Genomic DNA, 24,603 nt, shown 5'->3' on the forward strand with positions numbered 1-24,603 from the left:
CGAATGGACATGTCGCACTCGGGACGGTCCCTTGCCGCAAGGATCGGAGTTGTACACGGATCCCTCCTGATTCGACGGAAGTGCTTGACCGACAAATCGGACGAGCGGATGCAGATGCACGACGACGAGCGGCTCAGGGCGCGGATCGTGAGGGCGCCAGCAGCTTCTCGCGCCACGCGATGAGCGTCTCGCGGTGGAAGATCCAGCGATGGATCGCCCGGACGCACGGGATGTCGCCGTCCTTGACCCGGCGGTAGAAGGTCGTGCGCGAGAACCCGGTGATCTTCATGGCCTCGCTGGACCCGATGTACTCCGGAGCGTCGTCTCAGCGGGCATGGGCCTCTCCTTGTTATCGCCGGGCACGATCCGCGCGAATACGCCGACATGTTTCGCCGACAGATTTCGCCGACGCGTTCCGCCGACAGAGTTTGCCGACGTACTTCGCCGATGCATCTCGCCGACGCGTTTCGCCGCGCCTGTTTTCGCCGGTCAGCGCGCGCGCCGAGGCCGGCGTCCCGCGGGGCGCCGGCCTGAGCGATGTGGTGCGGGCTACTCCGCCGCGACGGCGTTGGCGCGCTGCGAGCGGCGTGAGCGGCGGTCCTTGGCCTCCTTGAGGCGGTAGGAGTCGCCGGCGATCTCGACGATCTCGGCGTGGTGACAGAGTCGATCGACCAGGGTGCCGACGCAGGTGGCATTGGGGAAGATCGCGCTCCATTCGCTAAATGGCCGATTGGTGGTCACGACAGTGGAGACCCGGCCGTATCGCTGATTGAGCACCTCGAAGAGCAGGTCGGCGGAGCGATCGGAGTAGCTGAGGTAGCCGACCTCATCGACGACCAGGAGCTCAGGCTTGGCGAATCGATGGAGTCGACGCTTGAGCGCGAGGGCGCCGTCCTGCGAGGCCAGATCGGTGAGCATCGCGGAGGCCGAGACGAAGCGGGCCGTGTGCCCGAGGCCGAGGGCGTGCAGCGCGAGGTTCTGCGCGAGCATGGTCTTGCCGACGCCGTTGGGGCCGATGAAGACGACGTTGGTCGCATCGCGGAGGAAGTGGAGCTGGAAGAGCTCCTGGATGTGGCCCTGGTCGATCTTCTTCGGGTGCTTCCAGTCGAATTCGGCGAGCGGCTTGATCGCGGAGAGCTGCGCGTCGCGGAGGCGCCGCTCGTAGTTCCGGCGCTTGCGTTCGACCTCCTCGATCTCGATGAGGCGCTGCAGCCACGGTTCGCGCGCGTGGGTGTGCCAGTGCGTCAGCACGCCGTGCAGCCCGAGCGCGGCGGCGCGGCGGCGGAGAGGGTCATCATGGTTCGTCGTCATCGTTCTCCTGGTCGGTGCCGGTGAGGAGGTCGTAATCGGCCAGCGCGTGCGGTCGCACGACGATGTCGCGGAGCCGCGGATCTTGGGGCTGGGCGCCGGGCAGTCGCGGGACCGCGTGCCGGTCCTGTTGCAGCAGCTGGCGGACGGCGGGGATGTGGACGACATCGCGCTGGACGCATTCGGCGATCGCCTGTTCCAGAGGACAGGCGCCGTATTCGTCGAGCAGGCGCAGGAGCTGGGCGACGGCGGTGCCGAGGTTGTGGCCCCGCTCGGCGACGCGGATCAGAAACGTCCCGGTGCTGGGCGCGGCGACGACGAGGCGATCGGTGCCGCGGTGCTGCTTGGCGGCGGCCTTGTGCTCGAGGAGCGCGCTCTCGTGGCGCGGATCTTCGACCCGCGCGCCGCGGTCGTAGCTGCGTGGGTGATCGGCGACGACGTTCACGCCGTCGACGATTCGGATCCGGTCGATGCCGGTGACGGCGATGAGCTCGCTCTCGACGTAGCGGTGCGGGACCGAGTAGTCGTTGAGGTCGAAGCGGACATAGGGCGTCTTGCCGACCTGCACCGGCACGTGCGTCTCGCACGGGAAGGACGCGTCCGGCAGCGGCAGTAGCCGCGGCTGCTCCTCGGCGAAGGCCTCGCGGACGGTGCGGGTCTGCTCCTCGGGCCAGCGCCGATCCATCGCGGGGCCGTCGCAGAAGGCCTCGAGCTGGGCGTTGAGGTCGTCCAGTCCGTCGAAGGGTCGGGCCGCGAAGAATGCCTCACGAAGGTAGCGGATCGCACGCTCGACGCGACCCTTCTCGTTGCCTCGCCGCGGCCCGCATGCCCGCGGGGCGAAGCGATAGTGGGTGGCGAGATTCAGCAGCGTGGGGTTGAAGCGAATGGCGTCACCCCGTCGCTCTTGAGGTTGTCGTAGAGCAGCTCCCGCGGCGCCCCGCCGAGACGCTCGAGGACGTAGACGTGGCCGGCGAGGAAGACCGGCATCTGCGGCCCGAGGTAGAAGCGCGCGACCAGTCGACGCGACCAGCTCAGGACGACGACGAATGCCATCAGCGGGCGCTCGGCGCGGCCGATCTTCAGCGTCCCGAAGTCGGCCCAGTCGACCTGCGCCTGCTCGCCGGGCAAGGTCCGGAGTCGCAGGTATGCCTCGCCCTTCGGGCGGGCCCGCAGTCGCGCCACGACCTCGCGCAGGCGCGACTTCTGGCCGGGATAGCCGCGCTCCCTGAGCATGACGAGCAGCCGGCTCGAGGACAGCGTCGGGTATGCGGCGAGCGTCTCGCGAATGAAGGGGAGGTACGGATCGACGATCGACGGCCGCTCGCTCAGCGTGGGCCCCATGAGCTCCTTGCGCCCGAGCACGCGGCGGACGACGCTGTGATGAATCGTGAGCTGACGAGCAATGGTCCCGATCGGCCAGTGCTCCGCAGAGTGGAGACGCACGATCTCCGCCTCGATCTCGGGGGTCATGCGCTTCATGGCTCACCTCGGTCCGTCACGCGGACGCCGATCGACGCCCGCACCAGGGGGGCTTGGGGGCACGAGGAGCCCGGGGACGGCGCGGGCGCTGCCGGATCCATCCGTCAGACCCGCGTCCACATCGCACGCAAGCATGAGCGGCGGGCCTTGCCACAAGGCCAGGCCCTCCAGGATGTGCCGCAGCGCCAGCCTCTCCTCGCCCAGGTACGGCAGGTCCGCTTCGAGCAGTCGCCGCGATCGCGAGCTCACGGTCAGCCTCGCTCGGCTGTCCTTCAGGACGAGTTCCGAGCGCCATGGTCTTTCCAGCATGTGGTTCCTCGCTCCTGCGCGCGCCGACCACCTCCGTGGTGGTCTCGGCCGCGTCACCCCGGAGCCTGCCGACGCCCTCGCTTGCGGGAAGACCCTGATGCGTCACTTTCTGCCGGAGCGCTTCGCGGTACCGTCGCTGGCGCGCGGCGTGCCGATGGGCGCCAGCGGTAGTTTGTTGGTATCGACGACCGGCCAGGCGCAGCGACTCTCGCCGCTGCACCCGAGCACAGGCTGGCCCACAGTACAGGTCGCCCCGATCGCACCGCCGGCACAGCACGACGAGCCGTCGGCACCGCCCACACAGAAAGGCTCGGAATCCCCGTTCGTCCTCGTCGAGGGCGTCTCCACCCCGCCGCCGACATCCGCTTGCCTTCCTGAAATCGCCGCGGTACCTTCACCCCGTCGATCCTCGTCTGGCCTTTGGGCCATCTTCGACACCGAGCGCTGCGGGCTGCCACACACCGCAGCGCTCACCCTTTTCTGGACGGCTGCACCTCTCTACCCGCAGCGCCGTTCCCGTCCGCGAATTCAACCCAAGGACCAGCTGGTCTGGTTCACCCTCGGCCCGCTTGGTTAGCTGGCTTACACATCAGGCAAGAGCCGCCGAGCCGCTGCGTCACCGGTCGCATGTCTCGTCGGCGAATTCACGCGGATCCTGGCCGGCGCTAACACTCCTTGCTGCTGCGCGCTGCGATGCGCGCGTACGAGACCGACGAGGCCGCCGATCGCCGCGCCGGTGAGCAGGCCGGCGGCGACGAGACCGGACGCACGACGCACGGCCGGATCCTCGACGAACACTGCGACGCCCAGACTTGCGGCCCCGAGCACACCGCAGCCGATGAACGCGGCGCGAGGGTCCCCGGACAACTGCGGGAGCAACGTCGCGCCTGCCATCGTCGCGCCGAAGGTGCCGACCTGCCCCCACGCGGCGCCCTCGCTCGCGGGCGGGGCCTCGTCCATCCTCGATAGGGACTCGTCTTCGACCTTGCCGTCGTCGAGGTCGCTCCCGGCCTGGCAGACGACCTCGAGCGGGAAGCCGAGCCCGATCGCCAGGCGGACGATGGTCTGGAGCGTGGGGTTGGCGCCGTCGCCGAGCAACGCGATGATGTGCCCGCGGGACACGCCGGAGCGCCGAGACAACTCCTGCTTCGAAACGCCAGTTTGCACCCGCACCTGCTCGAGTAGGTCGATCACGTCGCCGGAGGTGTTCCCGCGGGCGCTGCGGATCTTGCAGCCCGACGCCGCGAGCTCGGCCAGGAAGACCGCGAGCGGCTGTCGGCGCAGGGCTTCCAGCGCCCGCGCCGTCACCACGTCGATGTCCGGGCGCTCGCCTCGGATCATCCCGCGGACGTACTCCATCAGCGTCTTGAAGCCTTCCTCGCGCATCATCTCCAACCTCCCATGTGGTGAGGATAGGACCTCGATCGCCGGGCTACCCGCGTCTTGCCAGAGTCTATTTTCGCTCACGGAGCTATCTGCCAGCCTAGATTCCCATGAATTCTGCGCTTCAAAGCGCACAGCTAGATCAATCTGGCAAGTAAGGCCATGGCCCTGCTAGAGTTTCCAGATAGTTGCCAACAACGAGATCTCCGGGCCTCCGACCCGGAAGGAGTGCATCGATGATGCTCGAGATCCAGCAACGGCTCCGAGAGCTCTTCAACTTTCCGAGCGAGGAGGAGCCGTTCACATACTTGCTGCGGCACTGGCGGCAGTTCACGTCGCAGGCCGTCGCCCTCGAGTGGGAACGCCACGGGAGCGACTACTACGCGTGGTGGAAGGACTACGACATCAAGATCGAGTCGGGGCGCGCACGGAGCCGCGAGATGAAGCTCCGGTTCCGCTGGCCGCGGGGTGGCTCCCGCATCATTGGCCGCGGAGAGCTCCTGGCACTGCAGGCTCGCGCGCAGCAGATCTGCCGGAGAGGCGGCCCTCATGGCGCGCCCTTCGTCACCGAAGACGAGCCTGCTCGACCCGGACGCCCGCAGCGACGGCTTCATCTGACGCAGTTCAGGAGGATGAAGAACCATGAGAGCGCGCGGTCGCAGGGGTTCGGCGCCGGCTACGAAGCGCGCGTGCGCCCGCTCGGAGCGGACCTCCACGGAGACCACGCTCTCTTCCTGGTCAGCCCCACGGGCGCGTTCGTGTTGGTCGGGTTCGGGCCCGACTACAACTTGACGGCGCTAGCGAACTTCTGGCGCGGCAACCTGACCAACGAGTTAGCGAACGACCTGCACGACGGCGACGAGCCGTTCGCCGTTCGCGTCCGCGGTGTGCCGCATCGGCTCGAGTACGTCCGGCTTCCGGGACTTGCCGGGTTCGTGCATACGCCGCTCGGCGAGGTCTACCTTTGTCTTCTCGGTGACGACGACGTCGCCCTCGTCCTCGTCGGCGAGGACGGCGCTGCACGATGCCTGTTCCGAGGGACAGCCAGCCAGGCGAACGGCCACGAGCTTCTGCCTGACGAGGTCCCGGTCGTGCTGCTCGAGCGGCCGCGACCCTTCACGCCCGAGACGGTCGCCGACGCGATCGCACGCCAGCCCAAGCTGGATCCGGCGATCCGCGACCACCTCGCGGTGCTCGTGCGCGCCGCCCGGGACGAGCTCGGCACCGAGTACGCGCGGCATCTGGTCTGGGCCCTCGTAGCCGCGCACGCGAGGGGTCGCAGGACTCCCGTGGTCGGCACGCACACGGAAGTCTTCGCCTGGGTCCTTGAGCAAGGCGACATGCGGACACCACCGAAGGAGCGCGCCGGCCGCGGCGCGTTGCACTGGCTCGCCGCTCGATCCCCGCTGTTCGAGCGCGCAGTCGTCAAGCGGATCGCGTACTGGAAGAACCACGTGGAGTGGTTCAGCGAACCGAACGCGACGTGCATCGCTCGACTCTCTACGCGCGCGGGCAAGGGTCGCGTCGGCGACCGCCAGGATCAGTGAGAGGTCGAGGCCTTCTTCGCATCCTTCGCCTGCTTGCGGCGGAGGCGCTGCCACTCCGAACGGATCGCCGAACAAACGACGTGAGTCCGGGTGCAGTCAAACGCTTCGGCGAGCGTGTTGAGGTAGGCGCCGATCTCCTCCGGAAACCGGAAATGATGCGATCGTGGCCGCTGCTTTCGGGCTCCCCGCGGCGGCAGCTTGTAGTCGTCGGAGGTCCGGCGCGCTCGACGTCGGCTCGTGCCCTCGCTCGCCTCCTCCTGCTTCGCAGCTACAGCGGGCGTCTCCGATCGGATCGGCGGCTCGATGGCGGCGGGAGTGTGCGCGCGAGCGGAGCCCTGGGCGACGGTCCGCACCTCGGTCGCGGTGGTGTCAACGACGGACCCGAGCGCAGATGACTCGCTGGCGAGCGGCTCGACAGGGGGACTCGTCGCCTCCCGGATGTTCCCGCATTCCTTCAGCGCCACGATGGCCACCGGATGGGCTCCCGCTGGTTGCCTGGCATGCGCGAAGCCTGTCATGCCATAGCGGAGGTCGCTGTTCTTGGACGATTTCGACGCCATCTCACAGCCTCCCCTCGAACCCGCACATCTTCAGCACGTCGCCGCACATCGCCTGCATCGCGCGGTCGCCCTGAGTGTCCTTGCCGTAGGGCACCTTCCACACCGGGCGGAAGTACTCCGACGCCTTGGCGATCGCCGCCGATGAAGGGATCGGCTCGTCTCGCACGGTGGCGTGGGGGATCTGGTGCGCGGCCTCGCGGAGTCCCTCGAGCGCGCGCTTACCGATGAGATCGCAGCGGTTCAGCACGATCAAGATCATCCCCTCGGCCCGCCGCAGCGCAGCGTAGACGTTCCCCATGTTCTCCATCGCCAGACGCCCGTCGATCGGCACGAGCCACAGGTCCGCGTCGACCTGATCGACGATCTCGACGTGCGGCGGGCAGTCCGCGATCACGAGGTCGAAGTTGGCGAGGTCCTGGGGCAGCTCCATCGGGCTGTAGAGCACCTGGAGGCATTCGTTCACGCGGAAGAAGTGCTCGTTCATGAGGTGCTCGTCGCCGCCGGAGAGCCAGCGGCAGATGTCGCCCTGGCGATCGAGCCCGACCACGAGGGTCCTGATCCGCCGCTCCGAGGCGAACAGCGCGAGGTGCACGGAGAAGGTCGTCTTTCCGATGCCACCCTTGTTGTTGTACACGATGATGGTCTTCATGTTGTCATCCTGATGAGGGATACGTCTGGCCGCCAGGGTCGTGTGTCCTCCTCGAGATCGCGGACCATCACGATCGTGCCCAAACGTCCCACGCGCGCTGCATCACAACCGTGCCCAATCGTCCCACGAGGACGCCGCGCGATGAATGGAGCGCGCGCCGGTTGTTGGACACGCTCAGTCTCGCGGTGATGGCTCTCGAGGGCGCTCGACGCTCGCGGCCAGGGATCCCCGCGGGACCTGGTCGACGGTCACCTGGTGCTCCCCGCGGAACGCCGCGCGCGCTCGCCGTCGAGGCTCCGCGCCCTGAAGGCACGCCTGCCATGCGCCGGCTGTTCGGTGAACGCCGCACTGGCAGGTGATTCTAGCGCGCGGCGCGACCAGCAAGCGGACGACATCCGACGCCAGGTCGCGACGCGGAGCCGACAGCCAGCGGGCGAGCCGACGCACAGGCGAGCGACGAGCTGACGCGCCTCATCCCGCCGGTAGGCGCCCACCTGTCGGCCATCGATCGCACGCCGACTTGCAGGCAGGTGACACCGCTGTTGGTCGGCGTCGTACTGCCAGATCAGGCCCGCCAGGCGGGTCAGATGGCAGGCAGATGCCGCCTGTAGGGCCCCGCTCGCGGGCTACGCCCATGGCCACCACGAGGGCCGCGGCGCGGCGGCCACTGGCCCCACACACGTGGCGCCACTCGTCGCCAAGCAGAGAGCGACGACGCTGTCCACGAGCGGCACCAACACGAGGACGACAGGCGTGGCGACGAGCAGAGCCCCGCACGCAGGAGCCTCCGACGAGCGCCTCGTGGCGGCCGACATGGCCCTGCAGAGCCGCCAAGATCATGCGGCCATCATCGCTCACCTCGGCACGGGACCAACAAAAAAACGTTTGCCTCGCCCTCAGCTCTGCGCGAGCGCGTCCATGCGCAAACCGGACGTTCAGGCACGGGCCTGACGACCTGCTCCGGCGGCCGCCCGACACGGGCCTCCCGAGATCCTGAGAAATGCCGCCGAACGTCGTTCGGGACCGATCGCGTCTTGCACGGTAGCGTCTCGTTCGATAAGGTCGGGCCCGATGTTCGCCTCCGGACGTGCCGCGCTCTCAGTCGTCGTTCTCTCCGCCGTCCTCCCAGGCCCATTGGGTTGCGCCGACATCCCGGGCAAATGCATTACCGCCGTGTGCTGGGCCCCCGTCGATCCGAGTACCACGAACGATTCGACGACGGACACGACCACCGAGACCAGCACCGACTCCTCGACCACCGGGGGCCTGTGTGGCAACGCGGTGGTCGACCCCGGCGAGACCTGCGACGACGGCGAGGACTGCGGCGCTGGCGTGTGCAACTCCGACGAGTACACCGCCGAGAAGCACTGCAACGCGGCCTGCACCGGCCTCTATCCCGGCTGGTGCGGGGACCAGTCGGTGCAAGCGCCGGAGGCATGCGACGAAGGCGAGGGCACCCAGACCTGCGACGCCGACTGTACGCCGGTCGAGTGCGGTGACGGCGTCCTCAACGCTGCGGCCGGTGAGACCTGCGATGACGGCGACGACAACTCCGACGCCTACGACGACACTCCCGATCAACTCGCCTGCAACACCGCGTGCACGGGCCAAGCCCCCCACTGCGGCGACGGAGTCTGCCAGGAGGCGAACGAGGACACCACCTGCGCCGACTGCACCTGCGGCGACGGCATCGTGAGCGCGCCTGAAACCTGCGACGAAGGCTCGGCCACGTCGACCTGCGACGCGGACTGCACCGCGGTCGAGTGCGGCGACGGCCAACACAACCCCGCCGCCGGCGAATCGTGCGACGACGGCAACATGGTCGATAACGACGAGTGCCGCAACAACTGCACCACGTGCGGCAACGGCATCCCGCAGCCGGGCGAAGAGTGCGACGACGGCAACGCGATCGATGACGACGCGTGCAGCAACGAGTGCATCAAGCCCCGCCTCGTCTTCGTAACGAGCGGAAAGTTCGACGGTGAGCTGGGCGGCCTCGCCGGCGCCGACATGAAGTGCGGCACGGCCGGCATGACCGCCAACCCGAACCTCCCCGCCGACGCCTGGCGCGCCTGGCTCAGCGACGACACCGGCTCCCCCTCCACGCGCTTCGACACCGCCTTCATCGGCTGGTACCAGCTCGTCGATGGCACTCCCGTCGCCAAGGGCTGGTCCGACCTCACCGACGGCACCCTCGCGGCTGCCATCAACCTCACCGAGAACGGGGCGGCGCCGGGGTCGCCCAAGAACACCTGGTCCAACACGACTGCCGCCGGCGCGACGGCGAGCGCCGAACACTGCGACAATTGGACAACGCCAGAGTTCGACCCGGAAGGCCGCATCGGCGACGCCACCGCGACGAACACCGACTGGGCGGACCTGAACGACGCGGACGACAACCCCGTCTCTTGCTTCGGAGCCCTCCACCTCTACTGCTTCCAAAACACTCCCTGACGCCCAGGCCCATGCGCGCCCAAGCTCCCGCACGCCTTCCTCCTCACGCGACTCTGGTCGTGCTGCTCAGCTTGTTTCCCGACTGTCATTCCGACAGCCCCGGCGCCGTAGCGCGCGACGCCGCAAGAATGCCCAGGGGTTCTGGATGAATACCGCATCCGAACAGCCCACGATGCACCCCGACGATGATGCTGCCCCGGCTCGCTGCCGCATGCGAGCAGGAGCCGTGACGTGAGCACCGATCGTACCAGGCTCTACCTCGGATGGTCCGCCATCAACCTCGTGTTCACGGGGCTGGGGCTCATCATCGCCCTATGGGTGATGGATCGGCGGACTGACCAGCACGAGCAATTCGTGCGGCTGTACGCGGAGCGACGAAATGCTTGCACCCCCGCCGAGTTCACCGAAGAGCCGGCAACTCCAAAGCCCGTGCAGGCGCCGCGCCAGGATCCGGCGAAGTCAGGCTACCTCGGCGCCTCGGGCATGGACATCTCGCCGGCGATGCGCCTCAACCTCGAGGCGCTGCCCCCGGGCGAGGCCGGCAAGCTCCCGCTCGACACCCTGCGCCTCGGCTCGCCGCAGGTCCTGCCGCCGCGGACGATCCACGTCGTCAACCTGTGGGCGACCTGGTGCGATCCATGCCTCGCCGAGCTGCCCGAATTCAAGGCGATGTTCACTCGCCACCGCGAGTGGGACGACGTCCGCTTCGTGCCGATCCAGATCAAGGACCACACCGATCCGCTGCGGTCCTATCATGATTATGCCGGCGTCATGCCGCCCGCGCCGATCCGCCTCGCCGATCGCACGATGAGCGACGCTCTCGCCTCCACCCTCGCCGTCGGCGACAACGGCGGCCTTTACCGCGGCAACCTGCCGGTCACGCTGGTGCTCGACTGCAACCGCCGGGTCCGCTGGGCCAAGTTCGAACAGCTCGGCGAGGCCGACTTTGCCGCCCTCGAACCCATCATCGACCAGCTCCGCGCCGAGCTCGCGGACACCCGCCCTGGCGCCTGGTGCACGCGGGAATGGCCCGGCAACGGGCGCTGCGAGGCGATCGAGCGTACCGCCGCGCATCACAGCTTCGAGGACTGCGGGCCGCTGCGCCGTCGCAGCAGCGACCTCCCCGGCACCGGAGAAGTCGTCGAGCCCGAGCCCGCCGTGCCCGTCGCCGTCACATCGCCCGAGATCCTGCCGACCACGTGCCCGCCGAAGACCCAGCTCCGCAATGGCAAGTGCTCCCGGCTGCAGAAGCTCCCCGAACTGCAGGTGTCCGCGCCAGCGTCCTCATCCACGTGCGGCAACAACGTCTGCGACCCCCACGAGAGCCGGACCACTTGTTGCCAAGACTGCCCGTGCGCCGACCGTTTCGTATGCAAGAGCCTGCGCCCCAGGGAGCCGCCTCGCTGCCGCGCGGCCCTGCAGCCCTGAGCATGGTTGCGGCGCCGCAGTCACGACCGTTCGCGCGTGCCGCTCGGCACCAGCCGCTCGGCGACTCAAAACCTGCCCGAGAGCACGATGCCGGTGTGACCCGGGCCGGCGCTGGGATCGACGCGAATTGTTCGGGCTCCACCCGGGCTGAGGTGCTTGCGCTGGACGATCAGCCCTGTCACCGCGCCCGCGAGTAGACCGACGCCGAGCCCGCGCAAGGTCGCCCCGAGGGCCGGCAGCGCCGAGTGACGGTGCTCTCTCCAGTGTTCGGGCCAGCCCGCGAGCGCGGCCTCCGGATTCGTGTTGTCACGACTGAACGGGATCGGGCTCCGGACCGCCAACACCTCGCCCAGGATGACGCCCACGCCGCCGACCGCCGCGAGGGCGCTCCATGCGATCATGCGCTGGCGCGCATCGTTCGCGCGCCACACGAGCGCGCTCGCGGCCAGCCCGGCGCCCGCGCCGAGCAGCGTCGAGCCGACGTTGCGTATCACGAACGCGTTGGCAAATCGGCGCCGGCAGTCGGCGAGCGTAGGATCGTCGCACGTCTTGATCCGCTGGCCGTGGATCATCCCCACGCCGCCACCGATCAGCCCGAGCCCGACCGCCGCCACCGCACCACCGCCAATGTAGAGCCCGCGCGCGGTGTCCTTCACGACCTTGGGCGGCACCATGCGCGCTTGCGGCGCTTCGGGTCGCACGACGGGAGCCAGCTCGGGTCGTAGCGAGATCGCCAGCGGCGCGGAGCCGACGGCGACCTGCTGCTCCACGGGCTGATAGCCGGGACCCTCCACCCGCACGACCCACGCGCCGGGGTCGAGCTCGAGCTTCAGCGGCTGCCGCGGGTTCGACAGCGGAAATGAGAGCTCGGGTCGCAAGTCCGCGGGGCTGTTGGAGATATGCCGCGCGACCACGCTGACTGTCTGCGGACCTTCGAGCGGCAACGTGACCGTCACGGTCACCGGCGTCACCTTGCGGGCCGCCTCCTCGAGCTGCTCCTCGCCCTGCTTGCGATCGTCGGGCCCGATGTCTGTACGTGCCAGGTACTCGCGCACGTAGGCGACCGCATGTGCGAAATGACCGGCGGCATCGCGGCTCGCGGCGGCGTTGAACAGGAGCGAGGGCTCGTTGGGGTAATCGCGTCGGAGCGCCTCGAACTCGAGCGCAGCCTCGACGTAGCGGCCGCCCTCGAAGAAATCGGCCGCCTGCGTGGTCCGCTCGGCCCTGTCGCTGGATGCGGCCGGCCTGGTCGTCTCGGCTGGCGCGCCCGCGTTCGTCGCCGTGGGGCCCGCTGGCGCCACGAGCAGCAACATCATCATGGAGACGCAGAGAGACGACATGCTGGCTAGCGGGAACGTAGCCGAAAGGCCCGTCCGACGCCAGTCTGTTGAAGGGCTCGCGTCCTGCGCAAGAACAGTGTTCGGCGCGGGTATTAAGCCCCGCGTGGCGTCCGACGTCCGGGTGCAACACGATGTCCATCGGCACGGCCCCGCGCGGCCATGACGGCGCAAAAGTCCCTCGTGACCTTCAGACCGATCGCTGATTTAGAGCTTGATCGTCTCGGCACGTTTCGGTGGGTGCGAAGCGAGCACGCCCTCGACGCAGCGCCCGAGCTCGCCCTCGGCAGGCTCACCGTCGATCTGCGCTTTCTCGCCAGGGACGATCGCTATCTCGATCGACATCGGTCCGGGCGGCTTGCACTTCGCCAGTGCGCGCCGGAGATTGAACACGCGCGCGGAGGCAGCCACCTCACGGCGAGAGGCAACGTGCGGCTCGTCGGCGTGCATCTCCACCAACACCTGCGCATCGGACTTCCACTCCGGCGGCGGCGTGGTCGGAGTCGCGGTTGAAGGCGTGGGCTCCGGTCGTATCGCAGGCTCCGGGTCTACAGGCGTGGCGACAGGCGGTTCGGGACAGGCAGCCACCACCGGCGATGCCACGAGCGCCTTCGGGTCGGGACAGGCGGGCGAGGTCGGCTCGGGTTGGACCGCGAGCCAGACCGGGATGGCCAACAGCGGCGCGAACATCTTGATGCGTCGCGCGCGTCGGCGTTGGCCGTGGAGGTCCGAGAGCATCTTGTGGATCGCGTCATTCGATGGAGCTCGGATATCCTCGAGCACCTTGCGGATCACGTCGGCCATCGACGCGGCGCTGTGGTGACGCCGCATGCGGATCTCGACCGCGCCGAGCAGCACGGCGCGCAGCGTCGGCGGAAGATCGAGCCGTTGTGCGACGGCAACCGGGTCCGAGTCGCGCGGATCGGGGAGCGCCTCGCCGGTGAGCATCGTGTACCACAGCGCACCCACCGAGTAGATGTCGGCCCGGAAGTCTCCTGGGCTGCCGCGCAGGCGTTCCGGGGTGATGAAGTACGGGGTCCCGAAGATCATCGTCGGCACCGATTCGGGCGGTACGCCGAGCTTCAGGCCCTCGGCCTCGGACATGCCCTCGACCACGCGGGCATAGCCGAGGTCGGAGAGGCGGGCGCGTTCGCACCCGCCGATGGACTCGAGGATGCAGTTGTTGGGCGAGATGTCGCGGTGGGCGACCGCTCGTTCATGGAGCGCCGTGAGCCCCGCGAGCACATCGCAGACGATCGAGGCGCTTCGCTCCCACGAGATCGGCCCGTCCTTGAGCACGTCCGCCAGCGTCTTGCCCTCGACGAGCTCCATGGCGATGAAGTGGCGCCCGCCCAGCCACCCGGCGTCGTAGGCCGGGATCAGGTTCGGATGCCGGATCTGCGCGGCGAGCAGTCCCTCCTGCTTGAAGCGCTGGACCTCGACTGCGTCGTCGTCGTGGTCGGGGTGGAGCACCTTGAGTGCGAAGATCGCCCCGTGTTCTTGCACGTCGCCGCGTAGATCGAGGCGGCGGCGCCGTAGCCGATCCGGTAGTCGAGGTGGTATCGGCTTCCGAGAGTCTCGCCGGTGAAATCGTGGGCGATGCGCGGTCGGAAGCCCTGATCCGGTTCCGTGAACATGCTCAGAACTCCATCGTGAGGCGGAGCCCCGCCAGGCCAGGATGCACCGCGAAGCGGCGATCGGTGCGCCGTTGATGCGCGTCGATCCCCAGCAGCGTAACGCCGGAGATGAACAGAGCGAGCGCAGGGACACCGAGGCCGAGCGCCAGGTCGTTGGCGCGTTCTCCCTGGCGTGTGAGGTCATGGAAGCGCTGCGCTTCCGCGTGAGAGATCATGGTGCCGGCGGGGTACGTGGCATTCAGGCTGTCCACCTGCACGTCCATCGCGGCTCCCTTCACGAGCATGGCGAGCATCCCACCGCCGAGGGCCAGCCCGACGCCGAGCGTGGTCCATCCGGCGATACGGAGCAGGCGGCGCTCGCCGCTCCGGATCGCCGGACGGTCGGTCGTCGAGGTCTTCGCGGGACGCGCGGGCTGGACGACCACCACCGCCGGCGCTTGAGCGGGTGAGGCCGCAGGCTCGGTTTTAGGCTTGCCGTCCGGACGACCGACAGCGACCAAATCGTCCGCGGATCCCTCCGTGCACATGCCGGCGATCCGCGGCTCGATCTCTCGCAGGGCGTCGGCGACACCGGCGCGATCTCCTGGACGATCGTCGGGCGGGAGAGTGGCGAGCTGCGCCTCGAACGTTCGCAGAAGCGTGGCGGCGCTGCAGAGCGGTGCGACGTCGTTGCTGGCCTTGTGCGCCTTCTTGTAGAGGCGGACGGCGGAGAACGCGAGCAGAGAGCGCTGATCGAACGAAGCCGGTCCTTCGGGCACGGCCTCGAACGCCCGGCGGCAAGCGTCGCCCGCCTCGGCGTGCTCCCCCGCGGCCTTGCGCCGCTGGCACTCGGCCGCGTGTACCTGCCACGGCTCGGCGGGCGCCGGGGCCGTGGCCAGCAGCACCGTCAGGAACACGGGAAGAAGCATCATGACCGCGGATGGTACCGGATCTCCGCCAGGCAACACGCCACGTTTGCGCTTTCAGTGGGCAATTATATCACATGCGGTTGCCCGCCCCCGGCTGACACGGGGGGCGAACTTGCGCTACTGTGGAAGGCATGATCCGGACCGTGCGCCGCCCCCTGCTCGTGATCCATGCTGCCGCGTTGCTGACCCCCGGGTGCTTCGACGGGGCGGATCTGGCGGCTTGCGGCATCTCCATGACCTACTGCGAGGCGGACGCCGGGAGCACCGGAGAAGGAGCGGATGGCACGTCCGGCAGCAGCTCGGGGCCCGGCATCATGACGTCCGACGCGTTCACCGGGAGCGGCAGCGGGGACACGGACACCTCGGGCGGCACCTCGCCGTCGACGGGCGAGCCGAGCGATCCCCCGCCGTGGATCGAAGATCTCGCGTGCGATCCGCCGGAGGCGTTCGAGGTCGGGCCGACCGTCGTCACTTACAAGACGAGCGCCGACGCGGTCGAGGCGGATCTCCTGGACGACGGCGTGGTGATCGCCACCGGCCCCGCAGGAGCGCCCTTCGTCTTCCCGGTCACGAGCGGCCCGACGAACAACCCCGGCAGCAACCTGTCGGTGGTCGTGCGTGATGCGGCCGGCCAGACCGCGGAGGCGTCCATCTACCAACCGAGCCTGATCAAGGACCCGGGCAGCACGGTCTGGACCACTCTCGAGCCGAACGACGGCCAGTTCAGCAGCGGCGGGGCGGTCGCGCTGGACGGCAACAACGCGATCGGCGCCGGCGTCCGCTGGGAGAACAATCAGATCCTGGCGACCCTGCGCCGCTACGACAAGTCGGGCACGTGGATCGCCACGAGCGACGGGTGGACTCAGCAGCACACCGACTGGACCCAGCGCGCGGAGCTGAAGACCGGGAACCTCGGCCTGAACGCGCTCGCGGTGGACGCCGAGGGCAACATCGTCGCGGTCGGCACGGCGCAGGTCGACGGCGAACCGCGGATGTACGTCGCGCGCTTCGGATCCGGCGGCGGGCTGATCTGGGAGGTGCTCGGACCGATCGGGACGGAGGCGCGCGGCACAGGCATCACGAAGGACGGCTCGATCTACGTCGCAGGGGCGGTGCGGGTGGCGAAGGGGCCCGACGTCTGGGACATGGCGATGTGGGTCTACAGCCCCGACAAGCAGGCGTTCGGGCCCGACATCTTCAAGGACCCTACGGACGATCCTCCCTACAAGCGCAGCGAGCGCGGCCACGCGGTCGCGGTGCTACCGAGCGGCCGCGTCGCGGTCGCGGGCACACGCGAGGTGGTGGATCCCGTGATCCAGGAGCAACGGCTCCGCGGAGTGGTGCTGACCTACGAGGGCAAGGGTAAGCGCGTCGGCGAGTGGACGTCGCCGGCCGACAAGATGGACAACGACACGATCTTCGCCTCCGCGCCTTCTGAGACGGGCCTCGTGGTCTGCGGCTACGCGCAGAACAAGCCCGAGAACCCGGCCAACAAGCCGCAGATCCTGATCCGCTGGCTCAGTGAGGACCTCGAGGAAGAGAAGGCCCCGCGGCTCGAGCTCACGCCCGGCGCAGCGACCTGCTACGGGATCGGCACCAACATGGAAGGCGCGACGATCGTCGGTGCCACGGTCAACGAGAACCAGGGTGGCGACAACATCTGGATCTTCGCGGTCGAGGACGCCGCCTCGCCCCGCGTCGAGTACCTGAAGCGCAACGGCCAGTCGAACGGCCAGGACCGCGTGCTCGGGCTCGCGTGCGGGTACATGTGTGCGTGGACCGGCTCGGAGGAGGTCGACGGCGCCATGCAGTGGATCACGGGGATGATCCGCGGGTGATTCTCTCACTGTGGCGGGATGAAGATCGAGCACAGCTCGAGGATTGTCCCCGCCATGTCCTTCATGAATGGGACGTAGCTCTGCTCGCACATGCTGCCGAAGTGCCCGTGCTCCGCCGCGTCGGCGAGCAGGCGGAGTGAGCTCGTCAAGTCGGGGCCCTCGCACTTCGGGTTCGGCACGTCGAGATCGTGGGACAGCGCGAGGATGACGACGGCGTCCTCGTTGCCCTGCTTGGCCTCGACGACGGCCTCATACCAGTCCGCCGGAGTGCCTGGCGTGTTGTTGTCGTAGTCGCCGGAGACGAGCACGATCGCCAGGAGCGCGTCGGGCCGAAGGAAGCCTTTGTTGCAGCCCCACTTGCTCAGGATCTCCGGCTCGAGCGCGCGCATCATCATGCGCGCGGCAGCGGGCGTCTTCGGTCCCGCGCCCAGCTTGGAGATGCAGTCGAACGTGCCCTCGAGATCCGGGTCGTCCTTGGTGATGAAGCGCGGGCCATCGGCGGGCAGGCAACGCTTGTTCGATGCCTCGAAGTTGCCCATGACTGTGACGCCTGCGCCCTGGACCGCGGTGCATTCCTCGAAGATCTCGTCGCACGGGTAGTCCGGCGGTCCATCCCACTGCGAGCAACCCGGGCCGTCGCACATGACCTGGGAGCACGAGTAGCAGATGTCACAGAAATCCAAGGTCGTGTCCCCACCGGCGTCCACGACCATCACGTGGTAGTCGAAGTCGGCGAAGTCGGCCTCGAGGATCTTGACGAACTCCGGGAACGCCTCCTGGAGCTGGACCTGCTTGTAGGCCATCTCCTCGTTCGACGAGATCACGAACAAGAGGTCGATCTTGCCCTTGCAGCCGGGCGTAGTCGGGAAGTCCGGGACCGACCCGACGTCGGAGACGCCGCTCATGCTCGTGCTGCTCGAGCCTGCCGTGCTGTCCTCACCGCCGGATCCGGAGCCCGTGCTCGTGCTGGTGCTCGTGCTGCTGGTGCCGCCGGAGCTGTCGACGCCGCTCGTGCTGAGCGACGGCATCGTCGTGCTTGGCGTGGTCGTGAAGCCGGTCGTCGCCGTCGAGTCGCCGCACCCAATCGCCACGCTAGCGACGGCGAGTGGCGCGAGCAGACTTGGGCGCGGCATCGCGCGATCGTACCTTAGAGCGTGCGGCAGCACCAGCCTGTGCGGCGAGCAGCTCTGCGATTTGCTCGAGCGACAGGCCCTCGGCCCGCTTGGCGGCGACGAAGCGCGCCTGTCCGAGCGCGCTCATTGGGAATCGGTTAAACACCCCGCCGGGGCTGCCGAGCGAGATCTTGATCGGCCGTGGCAAGAGCCCGGCGTTGATCCACGCGGTGACGGTACGGCGGGTGATGCCCGCGGCCTCCATGATGTCCGTGGTCGTGGCGAACGACGGGTCCAGCCGGCGGCGTTCGGTCATGGTTCGGCGAGGATACGCCGCCAGACGGCGTTCGCGCTACTTCCGGCCGCTGCTGCGCCCCTTGTCCTTCCGCGGCGGCGCCGCGGCCTTGCCGGAGATGCCCTGTCGCGCGTCGAGCTCGGCCAGCATCTCGAGGATTTCGTCCTGCGTGAAGCCGGCCGCCCGGCGCTGCGCGACGAAGCGGGCCCGCTCGACCGCCCACGCCGGGAAGCGGTTGAACACGCCGCCGACGGTGCCCTGCGACACCCGTATCGGCGCGGGCAAGAAGCCGCAAGCAACCCACGCCGCCACGGTCTTCCGCGTGATGCCGGCGGCATTCATGATGTCTTCGGTCGTGGCGAACGACGGATCGAGGTTGCGTGGCGGCGGCGTCACGGTCCGCGGAGTGTACGCCAGGCGCGGCCCGGGTCGTCAGGCCCAGGGCTGCAGTCGCGTCTCGAAGACCATGCAGGTGCCCTCCCCGAGCGGGATCGACCACACGACCACTGCCCCAGCCTCGTAGCCACGCTGAAGGCTCTCGGGGACGGCGCACGCCAGCACCCAGGCAAGACTCGGGTTCAGGTGTTCGGCGACCCGCTCGACGATGTAGTCGTGTTTGGAGCGGTAGATGCCGCGGTAGCCTGCCTCGGCGGCCTCGAGGACCTTCGGCTCGGTCGTGCGGAGCGCCAGCACCAACCGCTCCCGGAAATCCGCAGGTGCTCCGAGCGGGGGCGCCGGCGCCTCCTCCGTGACGATGTCGACGTCGGGCTCGGTCGCCGGGTCGAGCGTCATGGCTGGGCCTCCCGTCGTGCGCGCTCGTCTCGGAGCCGCTCGGCTAGGTCTTCGGCGACGTACGTGTCGAGGACGATGAGGCCTGGCACAGCACGCGCGAGGACACCGAGTTCCTGGAGCTCCCGGGCGACCTTCTTGCGGCGCTCCTGGTGCGCCGCGTACTCGGCGTTCTTGCGCGCCAGGTTCTGCTCCTGGATCTTGCGCGCGGCTGCCGCCTCCTCCACCCACGCCGCCACGTGGTCGCGCGCCCACTGCTTCGCGGTCTCGATGTCGTCGAGGTTCGCGGCACGGACCTTCCCGGCGTACTTGACGGTGTAGCGCCCGTCGTCCTGCCGCACGACGTGGATCGTCCCGCCCATGTCCACCGTGCCGTCGCGGTTGCGCATGGCGGGGCCGGACGCCTTCCATCGAATTTTGGGCCGCGAGGGGAGAGCCTCTCCGGCAGCGGCAGGTTTCATCGCCGCCCTCCCTTCTGCGCGACGGGCCTCGACACCGAGCTGGCAAACGTGGAGGAACGCGGCCGTACAGCGGGCGCCGTCGACGCCGACCGGCCGGGAACCGGCGAGGAGGCGGAGGCAGACTTGGCCGCACCGAACTCGAGGGGCACGCCCGCAGCGCACGCGAGCTGGCGGAGCTTCTGCATCGAGACCCCGAGCCGGGCCGCGCAGCTCTCCGCGCTGGGCGCGGACTCGACGGCGTAGCGCACGAGCGCCGCGAGGTTGGCGGCGAGGTTTCGGTCCTCGCTGGAGAACAACAGACGGCCGGCAGAGGTGCGGGTGACGGTAGGCGTGGAACGGATCCGAGCCATGAGAACTCAATCTCCTTTCAGTGGGAAATGAAAAGCTATCCTCGAGCGACGCGCCCCGCAAGTGGCGCGTCGCCCCCGGCCCGGCTTACACTCCACGACCGTGACGCAGCCCCGCCGCCTGGACCCCGCGTTCGCCACGACCGAAGACATCGTGCGGGCGGCCGGCGTCACGCGCCGGACCGTGGCGGCCTGGGTGGCTCAGGGCCTCTTACCAGCGCCGACGAAGGTCTCCCAGGGCTCGCCGGGCGGCGTGTTCAACCGCTTCCCCGCCTGGGCCGTCGAGCGCGCGCGCTATATCGCGCACCGGCGCGCGGCGGGGTTCACGATCGCCGAGGTGCTCGCCGCGTTGGCCGAGTGCGATGCGCTCCAGCGTAGCGAGGGGAGCGCTGCGAACGCGCCGCGTCGCTGAGGCAATCGCTGGACGGCAACGCGGCTGGCCTGGCCACGACCTTCTCAGCCGGTATGAAGATCTGCTCGACTCGCGTGAGGCCGCCATCTTGAATTTCAACAGCGCCAGGGGGCATGGCGCGGCGCTTATCTGGAGCGCGTCGCCCAGCGGTCGGCGTCGATCTGGAGCCTGGTGCCGCGCCCGATCTCCCCCAAGAGCCGGCGTATGGCGGCGACGCTGGGGCCACCGATCTCGTAGATGAGGATGCCTAGGTTCTCGGGCTTGACCGTGGACTCGGCGACGAGCGTCATGTCGCCTCGTTCGTAAAGTCGGCAGAAGGGACCAGTCGTGATCGGGCTGGTGAAGCCGAGCCCGGCCATCACGGTCTCGAGCTGAGCGGCGGCGGCTCTCCCCGAGTCGACGAAAGCGCCAAAGCATCGGTGGGGCGCGGTCATCACGCAGAACCTGGTCATGGCCCCGGCTGCGATCCATTCGCGGAAGGTCTCGCTGGTGCATTTTTCGGGGCCTGCATCGAGGATCGCGCTCAAGACGATGGCGTCGTCCCGCAGCGGGTGCGCCAGGTCGTAGTAGACGTCGAGCGGCATCAGGGCGTCGGGCATACGCCCGATGAGGAACTGCGTCGGACCGATGTCGACGCTGCCGGTTCGGTAGGCCTCGAGGACGCTCGCGGCGGTGAAACCTCGCAGCATGGGGTGGAGCGCGCCCACGCTGCCGGCCAGGCGCGAGAGGAACCACCGATAAAAAGGGGGGAAGTCGTGCCCGGTGAGCTCGACGCGCTCCTCGAGCTCCTCGAGATCCTCCGGGGAGGCCCCCGACCAGTCGCGCGCGAGGTTGGGGACGATGCGAAGCAGCAGCGCTTCGAGTTCGGCCTCTAGCATTTGTGACACACTCCGGGGTGGGCGGTCTTGTGGTCGCAATGCATCTCACCCTCGGCGCACATCAGCATGGTGAGAATGACCTGGCACGTGCCGCACGGGGGGATCGGCTTGCCCGGCCCGAGCTCTTCAGCTGTGGCCAGGCGGGCGCGCTTGGGGCCGCCCTTGCCGGGCTTGCGGATCCACAGCTTGGACAGCTTCGCCGCGGGGTTTGTGGTGTAGTAGCGCTCGGTGAGGCCCATGGGGCGGTCGCCGTGGTTCATGGCCAGCAGCGCCATCTGCTGCGCCGCGCAGCTCCCCGGAGGGTAGAACATCTCGTCGGTTTCGCCTCGATAGGATTTTTTAGCGAGTAGCTCGAGCTTCTCCCACTCCACGGGCCACGAGCTCAGCGAGCCCTTGCCGTACCTGGCAAAGTCGAGGACGTCGGTCTTGAAGTCGTTGCGGTCCGGCTTGTTAGCGAGGCTGCCCGAGGGCGTGGGCGAGTGCCACGCGCCGGGCATCTCGGCCTGGATGTCGGAGTACTGGAACAGGCTCGTCCCGGCGAAGATGAGGCCGTCGTCCTTGCACTTGACGACGCCCATCATGCCCGTGAAGTTGACCGCGAGCCCGCGTTCTTCCTTCTCGAGCGCGTCGATCTGCTGCCTGTAGGGAGCACGCTGCTTCTTCGGCAGCGCCGCCATCTCCGTCTTCAGCGCAGCGATCTCGGCCTGCACCGCGGCGAGCCGCGGGGCGTTGGCCGCGCGCGCCTTCTCGATGGCCCGGTCGATGGCGGCCTGAAGCTGCCCCGCGGCCCCCTTGGTGTCCTCGTCCTCCTCGAGCTTGCCGTTGAAGCCGTGTTGCTTGCGGCACAGGGGGCAGGGCTCGTCACCGACCACCGCGGTCAGGCCCGCCTTCTGCAGCACGCCGACGAGCGTGGCGGCGTTGGGGGGCTTTCCGCTGGGCCCGCAGTTGTTGAGCATCGGGTCGCCGAGGAGCTGCACGTTCTTGCCCTCGATCTTGACGTCGAGCGAGCCCGGGCCGACGAAGCTCGTGGGGCCGTGCGTGTTGGCGGAGAACAGGCCACCGCCGGTCCCCTTGCTGGCCATGTCGCCCGTCGACCCGAAGGTCGCGCCCTTGACGGCGACCTGCTTGCCCTCGATCGTGACGTTCTTCGAATAACCCTTGGGAGAGCTGCCGCTCTTGCCGATGTTGGGCAGTGGTGTGGGGACGAAGGGCGCAGGCGGCCCCGGCATCTTGCAGACGTTGGGGATCGTGGCCGCGGCCACGCCCTGGCTGCCCTTCGTGACCGGGGTCTTGGGCGCGTTGACGAGCGTCTTCATGGGCGTCCTTCGAGGCGAGGGTCGTGCAAGAACATCGCGCCGCGGGTGCTGGAGTCCGAGCCGGCCATCACGAGGGCGCGGGGTCCTCGAGCGTAGCCGCGGGCGAACGACTGTGCGGCGGCGATGCTGGCGATCGCGCCGAAGGCGGCGCCGACATCGCCGATGCTGCCGCAGAAGGTCTGATACTGCAGGGACCGCAGGGCCGCGTGAGCCCGCGTGGCGAACAGACCCCACTCTTCGCTGCGGTAGCGCTCGCCGTTGATGTCGCAGTACACGGCGTCCGCCGCGTGCGCGGGCAGGTCCAGGCCCGCGGCCGCATCCAGCACGGCCTTGCTCATCGCCAGCCCGAAGGACCCGGCGTCGCTGTCGCGCAGCTGCGTCTCCTGGTGGACGCCGGCGCCGGAGATCGTCGCGAGGGGCCGACGCTTGAGCAGCGCTCCGAGTCGCCGTCGCCCGAGCACGAGGCAGCCCGCGGCTTCACCGGGCGTGAACCCACCACGCACGCCGTCCTGCGCGAGCCTCCGCGCTTGCTCGAGCCAGACGAGGCACTCGTCGTCGCAGTAGCTGTCGACGCCGACGACGACATGGAGGCGCTCGGCGTCCTCGACGGCGAGGATCCGTCGCACGCACTGCATGACGCCGGCGTGGCCTCGACCGCCGATCGTCGCTCGAGTGCGAAATCCTCGCTGGCGCGCCGCGTCGGCACTCGCACGCGCCACGGTGGCCGCAGCGTGGTCGTCAAAACCAGGACGCTGCTCCGGGAGGGCCAGCCAGAGCTCACACTCGGGGACCGCGCCCGGAGCGAAGTCGGCGAGGGCTTCGGCCACGGCGGACGTGGCGAGCTCGACCATGCGCGCGGGCCCCTGCAGGGCGTCCTTCAGCCGGGCGTCGGCGCCGATGATGAGCGGCTCGCCTCGCATCGTGGCGAAGGCGAATTCTCGGAGGCGACTGATGCCCGCCCGGATCGCCGCGGCGCTGGCCGGCGCCGTGAGACCGACCGGGGTTCGGGCGCCGATGCCCAGCAGGTCGATCATGCCGACGCCTCCTCGATGAAGGTCTCGTCGAGGTAGTCCACGTCGCTGGCGCGGACCCGTAGCGCGCTCTGCCAGATCAGCGAGAGACGGCGCTCGTCGGTCTCCAGCAGCACCGTGGTCAGCCGTGTGCCGTGCTCACGCTCGGTCGCTCCGAAGCGGGAGCTCAGCGTGAAGCGCTTGCGGGGTAGCTCGACCACCAGCATGCCCTCGGGGGTCATGTTCGACACGGCCATCCGCTCTCCGCCGACGAGCGGCGCCGACGGGCGCTGGTCGTGCGGGGCCGCGAGCGCGAAGGCCGGGTCGTAGTCGCGGGGGAGGAGCGGCTTGCGCTCGCGGAGCCACGCTGCGCCGTAGGTTCCGGCGAGCTTGCGCCGCGGGAGCCAGCCGCGATCAATGGGACCGAACCCCGCAGGCCCGGTCGTCTCGGGGCGCCCCGAGGCGTACTCGATGGTGTGTGCCGGAGTCTCGACGTCGGCGGCGTTGACCGCGAAGCCACGGCCCGCCGGGTTGCGTTCGTCGAATCGCCACCGCGCGGGGTCGGGGTCGCGAAAATCGCCGCCGCCGAACGCCGACTCGTATCGCAGCGGCTGTTGGACGAAGGGGCGTGGCGAGGTGGTCGTCAGCCCCAGGACGCCGTCACGGTAGACCCGCTCGCCGTGGACCACGAGGCGCTTCTCGACGGACCCCAGCCGGAGCGTCACGGGGACGCTCGCGGCCGGTCGCTCACCAGGCGCGACGACGGAGCCGTGCACGAGGACATCGGCGCTGGGCTTCGCCTCGAGCAAGTCGGAGTCGTAGCGCAGGCTCGAACGCCCCGCCTCGCCGAAGTGCTCGGGCGCAAGGACCGGAGGGACCTGCTCGTCGAGTAGCGTGAGCCGACCGCGATGGTCGACGTCGTAGGTGGCGCGAATGGCGACGAGCCACCAATGGACCCCGTCCCGGTCGCGAATCCAGTTGCGCGCGGCCGCATACGAGGTCCGGTTTGTCAGGCACCACATCGCAGTCGGGCCCCGAGGTTAGCACGACCCCGCCGCTGCTCGCCCTTGCGCATCGCCGCCCCTCTAGCGAGTTCGCCGCGCCGGCCGAGCCGACTTCGACTACATGGGCCAGACTGGACCGGGC

General features: G+C 69.0%; 25 protein-coding genes. 6 read left to right on the forward strand and 19 right to left on the reverse strand.

From position 1 onward, the window contains the following. Positions 1-133: 133 nt before the first annotated feature. From K7C98_RS02355 to K7C98_RS02370, 4 genes are all read right to left on the reverse strand, one after another. On the reverse strand, positions 134-289 hold the full coding sequence (locus K7C98_RS02355; RefSeq protein ID WP_224189838.1) for a helix-turn-helix domain-containing protein: 156 nt from the start codon (positions 287-289) through the stop codon (positions 134-136). Between the two features lie 260 nt (positions 290-549). Then, complete coding sequence (gene istB, locus K7C98_RS02360) at positions 550-1,311, reverse strand: IS21-like element helper ATPase IstB (RefSeq protein WP_096327095.1); 762 nt, start codon at positions 1,309-1,311, stop codon at positions 550-552. Then, complete coding sequence (locus K7C98_RS02365; protein WP_224189839.1) at positions 1,295-1,993, reverse strand: Mu transposase domain-containing protein; 699 nt, start codon at positions 1,991-1,993, stop codon at positions 1,295-1,297. Before K7C98_RS02365 ends, istB begins: the two co-directional genes overlap by 17 nt. 176 nt (positions 1,994-2,169) lie before the next feature. After that, the gene (locus K7C98_RS02370; RefSeq protein ID WP_224189840.1) at positions 2,170-2,787 is read right to left on the reverse strand and encodes a hypothetical protein; all 618 of its coding nucleotides are present in this window, start codon (positions 2,785-2,787) and stop codon (positions 2,170-2,172) included. 307 nt (positions 2,788-3,094) lie between these two features. On the opposite strand from K7C98_RS02370, the gene K7C98_RS02375 reads away from it, so the two are divergent. Next, positions 3,095-3,673, forward strand: a complete 579-nt coding sequence (locus K7C98_RS02375) for a hypothetical protein (protein WP_224189841.1) — start codon at positions 3,095-3,097, stop codon at positions 3,671-3,673. Positions 3,674-3,678: 5 nt separating this feature from the next. Here the strand turns inward: K7C98_RS02375 and K7C98_RS02380 are convergent, their stop codons facing one another. Beyond that, entirely contained in the window at positions 3,679-4,614 is a 936-nt protein-coding gene (locus tag K7C98_RS02380; RefSeq protein WP_224189842.1) for a helix-turn-helix domain-containing protein, read from the reverse strand. Between the two features lie 101 nt (positions 4,615-4,715). On the opposite strand from K7C98_RS02380, the gene K7C98_RS02385 reads away from it, so the two are divergent. Continuing rightward, on the forward strand, positions 4,716-6,026 hold the full coding sequence (locus tag K7C98_RS02385; RefSeq protein WP_224189843.1) for a hypothetical protein: 1,311 nt from the start codon (positions 4,716-4,718) through the stop codon (positions 6,024-6,026). On the opposite strand, the gene K7C98_RS02390 is transcribed toward K7C98_RS02385, so the two are convergent. Both K7C98_RS02390 and K7C98_RS02395 read right to left on the reverse strand, forming a co-directional pair. Further along, positions 6,020-6,586, reverse strand: coding sequence for a hypothetical protein (locus K7C98_RS02390; RefSeq protein WP_224189844.1), 567 nt, complete (start codon positions 6,584-6,586; stop codon positions 6,020-6,022). The genes K7C98_RS02385 and K7C98_RS02390 overlap by 7 nt on opposite strands. Position 6,587: 1 nt before the next feature. Further along, positions 6,588-7,235 carry a ParA family protein gene (locus K7C98_RS02395; protein WP_224189845.1) on the reverse strand — a complete coding sequence of 216 codons (648 nt, stop codon included), beginning with the start codon at positions 7,233-7,235 and terminating at the stop codon, positions 6,588-6,590. Between the two features lie 1,173 nt (positions 7,236-8,408). Between K7C98_RS02395 and K7C98_RS02400 the strand changes: the two genes are divergently transcribed. Together K7C98_RS02400 and K7C98_RS02405 are read left to right on the forward strand one after the other, a co-directional pair. Continuing rightward, complete coding sequence (locus K7C98_RS02400; RefSeq protein ID WP_224189846.1) at positions 8,409-9,689, forward strand: hypothetical protein; 1,281 nt, start codon at positions 8,409-8,411, stop codon at positions 9,687-9,689. Between the two features lie 231 nt (positions 9,690-9,920). Then, complete coding sequence (locus K7C98_RS02405; protein WP_224189847.1) at positions 9,921-11,117, forward strand: TlpA family protein disulfide reductase; 1,197 nt, start codon at positions 9,921-9,923, stop codon at positions 11,115-11,117. 65 nt (positions 11,118-11,182) lie between these two features. On the opposite strand, the gene K7C98_RS02410 is transcribed toward K7C98_RS02405, so the two are convergent. The 3 genes from K7C98_RS02410 to K7C98_RS02420 form a co-directional block, all read right to left on the reverse strand. Then, positions 11,183-12,628: a hypothetical protein gene (locus K7C98_RS02410; RefSeq protein WP_224189848.1), complete on the reverse strand. Its 1,446-nt coding sequence runs from the start codon at positions 12,626-12,628 to the stop codon at positions 11,183-11,185. Between the two features lie 33 nt (positions 12,629-12,661). Continuing rightward, positions 12,662-13,960: a serine/threonine-protein kinase gene (locus K7C98_RS02415; RefSeq protein WP_224189849.1), complete on the reverse strand. Its 1,299-nt coding sequence runs from the start codon at positions 13,958-13,960 to the stop codon at positions 12,662-12,664. A gap of 133 nt (positions 13,961-14,093) precedes the next feature. Then, on the reverse strand, positions 14,094-15,002 hold the full coding sequence (locus K7C98_RS02420) for a hypothetical protein (RefSeq protein WP_224189850.1): 909 nt from the start codon (positions 15,000-15,002) through the stop codon (positions 14,094-14,096). A 128-nt stretch (positions 15,003-15,130) separates the two neighbouring features. Here K7C98_RS02420 and K7C98_RS02425 point away from each other — a divergent pair, with 128 nt between their 5' ends. Beyond that, positions 15,131-16,837, forward strand: a complete 1,707-nt coding sequence (locus tag K7C98_RS02425) for a hypothetical protein (RefSeq protein WP_224189851.1) — start codon at positions 15,131-15,133, stop codon at positions 16,835-16,837. A gap of 5 nt (positions 16,838-16,842) precedes the next feature. On the opposite strand, the gene K7C98_RS02430 is transcribed toward K7C98_RS02425, so the two are convergent. Genes K7C98_RS02430 through K7C98_RS02450 form a run of 5 tightly spaced genes read right to left on the reverse strand, consistent with a single transcriptional unit; the run spans position 16,843 to position 19,422 of the window. After that, a complete protein-coding gene (locus K7C98_RS02430) occupies positions 16,843-17,970 on the reverse strand; it encodes a hypothetical protein (protein WP_224189852.1) in 1,128 nt (375 codons plus the stop codon). Next, on the reverse strand, positions 17,930-18,265 hold the full coding sequence (locus K7C98_RS02435) for a helix-turn-helix transcriptional regulator (RefSeq protein ID WP_224189853.1): 336 nt from the start codon (positions 18,263-18,265) through the stop codon (positions 17,930-17,932). The genes K7C98_RS02430 and K7C98_RS02435 overlap by 41 nt, the downstream gene beginning before the upstream one ends. 36 nt (positions 18,266-18,301) lie before the next feature. After that, on the reverse strand, positions 18,302-18,640 hold the full coding sequence (locus tag K7C98_RS02440; RefSeq protein ID WP_224189854.1) for a hypothetical protein: 339 nt from the start codon (positions 18,638-18,640) through the stop codon (positions 18,302-18,304). 36 nt (positions 18,641-18,676) lie between these two features. After that, positions 18,677-19,036: a hypothetical protein gene (locus tag K7C98_RS02445; protein WP_224189855.1), complete on the reverse strand. Its 360-nt coding sequence runs from the start codon at positions 19,034-19,036 to the stop codon at positions 18,677-18,679. Beyond that, a complete protein-coding gene (locus K7C98_RS02450) occupies positions 19,033-19,422 on the reverse strand; it encodes a hypothetical protein (protein ID WP_224189856.1) in 390 nt (129 codons plus the stop codon). Before K7C98_RS02450 ends, K7C98_RS02445 begins: the two co-directional genes overlap by 4 nt. Before the next feature lie 522 nt (positions 19,423-19,944). On the opposite strand from K7C98_RS02450, the gene K7C98_RS02455 reads away from it, so the two are divergent. Then, a complete protein-coding gene (locus K7C98_RS02455) occupies positions 19,945-20,253 on the forward strand; it encodes a MerR family transcriptional regulator (RefSeq protein ID WP_224189857.1) in 309 nt (102 codons plus the stop codon). A gap of 125 nt (positions 20,254-20,378) precedes the next feature. Here K7C98_RS02455 and K7C98_RS02460 read toward each other — a convergent pair whose 3' ends face one another. The 4 genes from K7C98_RS02460 to K7C98_RS02475 are packed head-to-tail and all read right to left on the reverse strand — an operon-like array spanning position 20,379 to position 24,479. Further along, the gene (locus K7C98_RS02460) at positions 20,379-21,131 is read right to left on the reverse strand and encodes an SMI1/KNR4 family protein (RefSeq protein ID WP_224189858.1); all 753 of its coding nucleotides are present in this window, start codon (positions 21,129-21,131) and stop codon (positions 20,379-20,381) included. Further along, a complete protein-coding gene (locus tag K7C98_RS02465; protein WP_224189859.1) occupies positions 21,125-22,447 on the reverse strand; it encodes a PAAR-like domain-containing protein in 1,323 nt (440 codons plus the stop codon). Before K7C98_RS02465 ends, K7C98_RS02460 begins: the two co-directional genes overlap by 7 nt. Beyond that, positions 22,444-23,481 carry a hypothetical protein gene (locus K7C98_RS02470; protein ID WP_224189860.1) on the reverse strand — a complete coding sequence of 346 codons (1,038 nt, stop codon included), beginning with the start codon at positions 23,479-23,481 and terminating at the stop codon, positions 22,444-22,446. The genes K7C98_RS02465 and K7C98_RS02470 overlap by 4 nt, the downstream gene beginning before the upstream one ends. Further along, positions 23,478-24,479 (reverse strand): DUF2169 family type VI secretion system accessory protein, encoded by a 1,002-nt coding sequence (locus K7C98_RS02475; protein WP_224189861.1) that lies wholly within the window; start codon positions 24,477-24,479, stop codon positions 23,478-23,480. The genes K7C98_RS02470 and K7C98_RS02475 overlap by 4 nt, the downstream gene beginning before the upstream one ends. Positions 24,480-24,603: the final 124 nt, after the last annotated feature.

It is taken from the genome of Nannocystis pusilla, from assembly GCF_020073745.1.
Taxonomy (GTDB): domain Bacteria; phylum Myxococcota_A; class Polyangia; order Nannocystales; family Nannocystaceae; genus Nannocystis; species Nannocystis radixulma.

Coding starts and splice junctions, on each gene's coding strand:
- K7C98_RS02355 (WP_224189838.1), bottom strand. CDS start 289: ATGAAGATCACCGGGTTCTCGCGCACGACCTTCTACCGCCGGGTCAAG.
- istB (WP_096327095.1), bottom strand. CDS start 1,311: ATGACGACGAACCATGATGACCCTCTCCGCCGCCGCGCCGCCGCGCTC.
- K7C98_RS02365 (WP_224189839.1), bottom strand. CDS start 1,993: ATGGATCGGCGCTGGCCCGAGGAGCAGACCCGCACCGTCCGCGAGGCC.
- K7C98_RS02370 (WP_224189840.1), bottom strand. CDS start 2,787: ATGAAGCGCATGACCCCCGAGATCGAGGCGGAGATCGTGCGTCTCCAC.
- K7C98_RS02375 (WP_224189841.1), top strand. CDS start 3,095: ATGTGGTTCCTCGCTCCTGCGCGCGCCGACCACCTCCGTGGTGGTCTC.
- K7C98_RS02385 (WP_224189843.1), top strand. CDS start 4,716: ATGATGCTCGAGATCCAGCAACGGCTCCGAGAGCTCTTCAACTTTCCG.
- K7C98_RS02390 (WP_224189844.1), bottom strand. CDS start 6,586: ATGGCGTCGAAATCGTCCAAGAACAGCGACCTCCGCTATGGCATGACA.
- K7C98_RS02395 (WP_224189845.1), bottom strand. CDS start 7,235: ATGAAGACCATCATCGTGTACAACAACAAGGGTGGCATCGGAAAGACG.
- K7C98_RS02420 (WP_224189850.1), bottom strand. CDS start 15,002: ATGATGCTTCTTCCCGTGTTCCTGACGGTGCTGCTGGCCACGGCCCCG.
- K7C98_RS02425 (WP_224189851.1), top strand. CDS start 15,131: ATGATCCGGACCGTGCGCCGCCCCCTGCTCGTGATCCATGCTGCCGCG.
- K7C98_RS02430 (WP_224189852.1), bottom strand. CDS start 17,970: ATGCCGCGCCCAAGTCTGCTCGCGCCACTCGCCGTCGCTAGCGTGGCG.
- K7C98_RS02435 (WP_224189853.1), bottom strand. CDS start 18,265: ATGACCGAACGCCGCCGGCTGGACCCGTCGTTCGCCACGACCACGGAC.
- K7C98_RS02445 (WP_224189855.1), bottom strand. CDS start 19,036: ATGACGCTCGACCCGGCGACCGAGCCCGACGTCGACATCGTCACGGAG.
- K7C98_RS02450 (WP_224189856.1), bottom strand. CDS start 19,422: ATGCGCAACCGCGACGGCACGGTGGACATGGGCGGGACGATCCACGTC.
- K7C98_RS02460 (WP_224189858.1), bottom strand. CDS start 21,131: ATGCTAGAGGCCGAACTCGAAGCGCTGCTGCTTCGCATCGTCCCCAAC.
- K7C98_RS02465 (WP_224189859.1), bottom strand. CDS start 22,447: ATGAAGACGCTCGTCAACGCGCCCAAGACCCCGGTCACGAAGGGCAGC.
- K7C98_RS02470 (WP_224189860.1), bottom strand. CDS start 23,481: ATGATCGACCTGCTGGGCATCGGCGCCCGAACCCCGGTCGGTCTCACG.
- K7C98_RS02475 (WP_224189861.1), bottom strand. CDS start 24,479: ATGTGGTGCCTGACAAACCGGACCTCGTATGCGGCCGCGCGCAACTGG.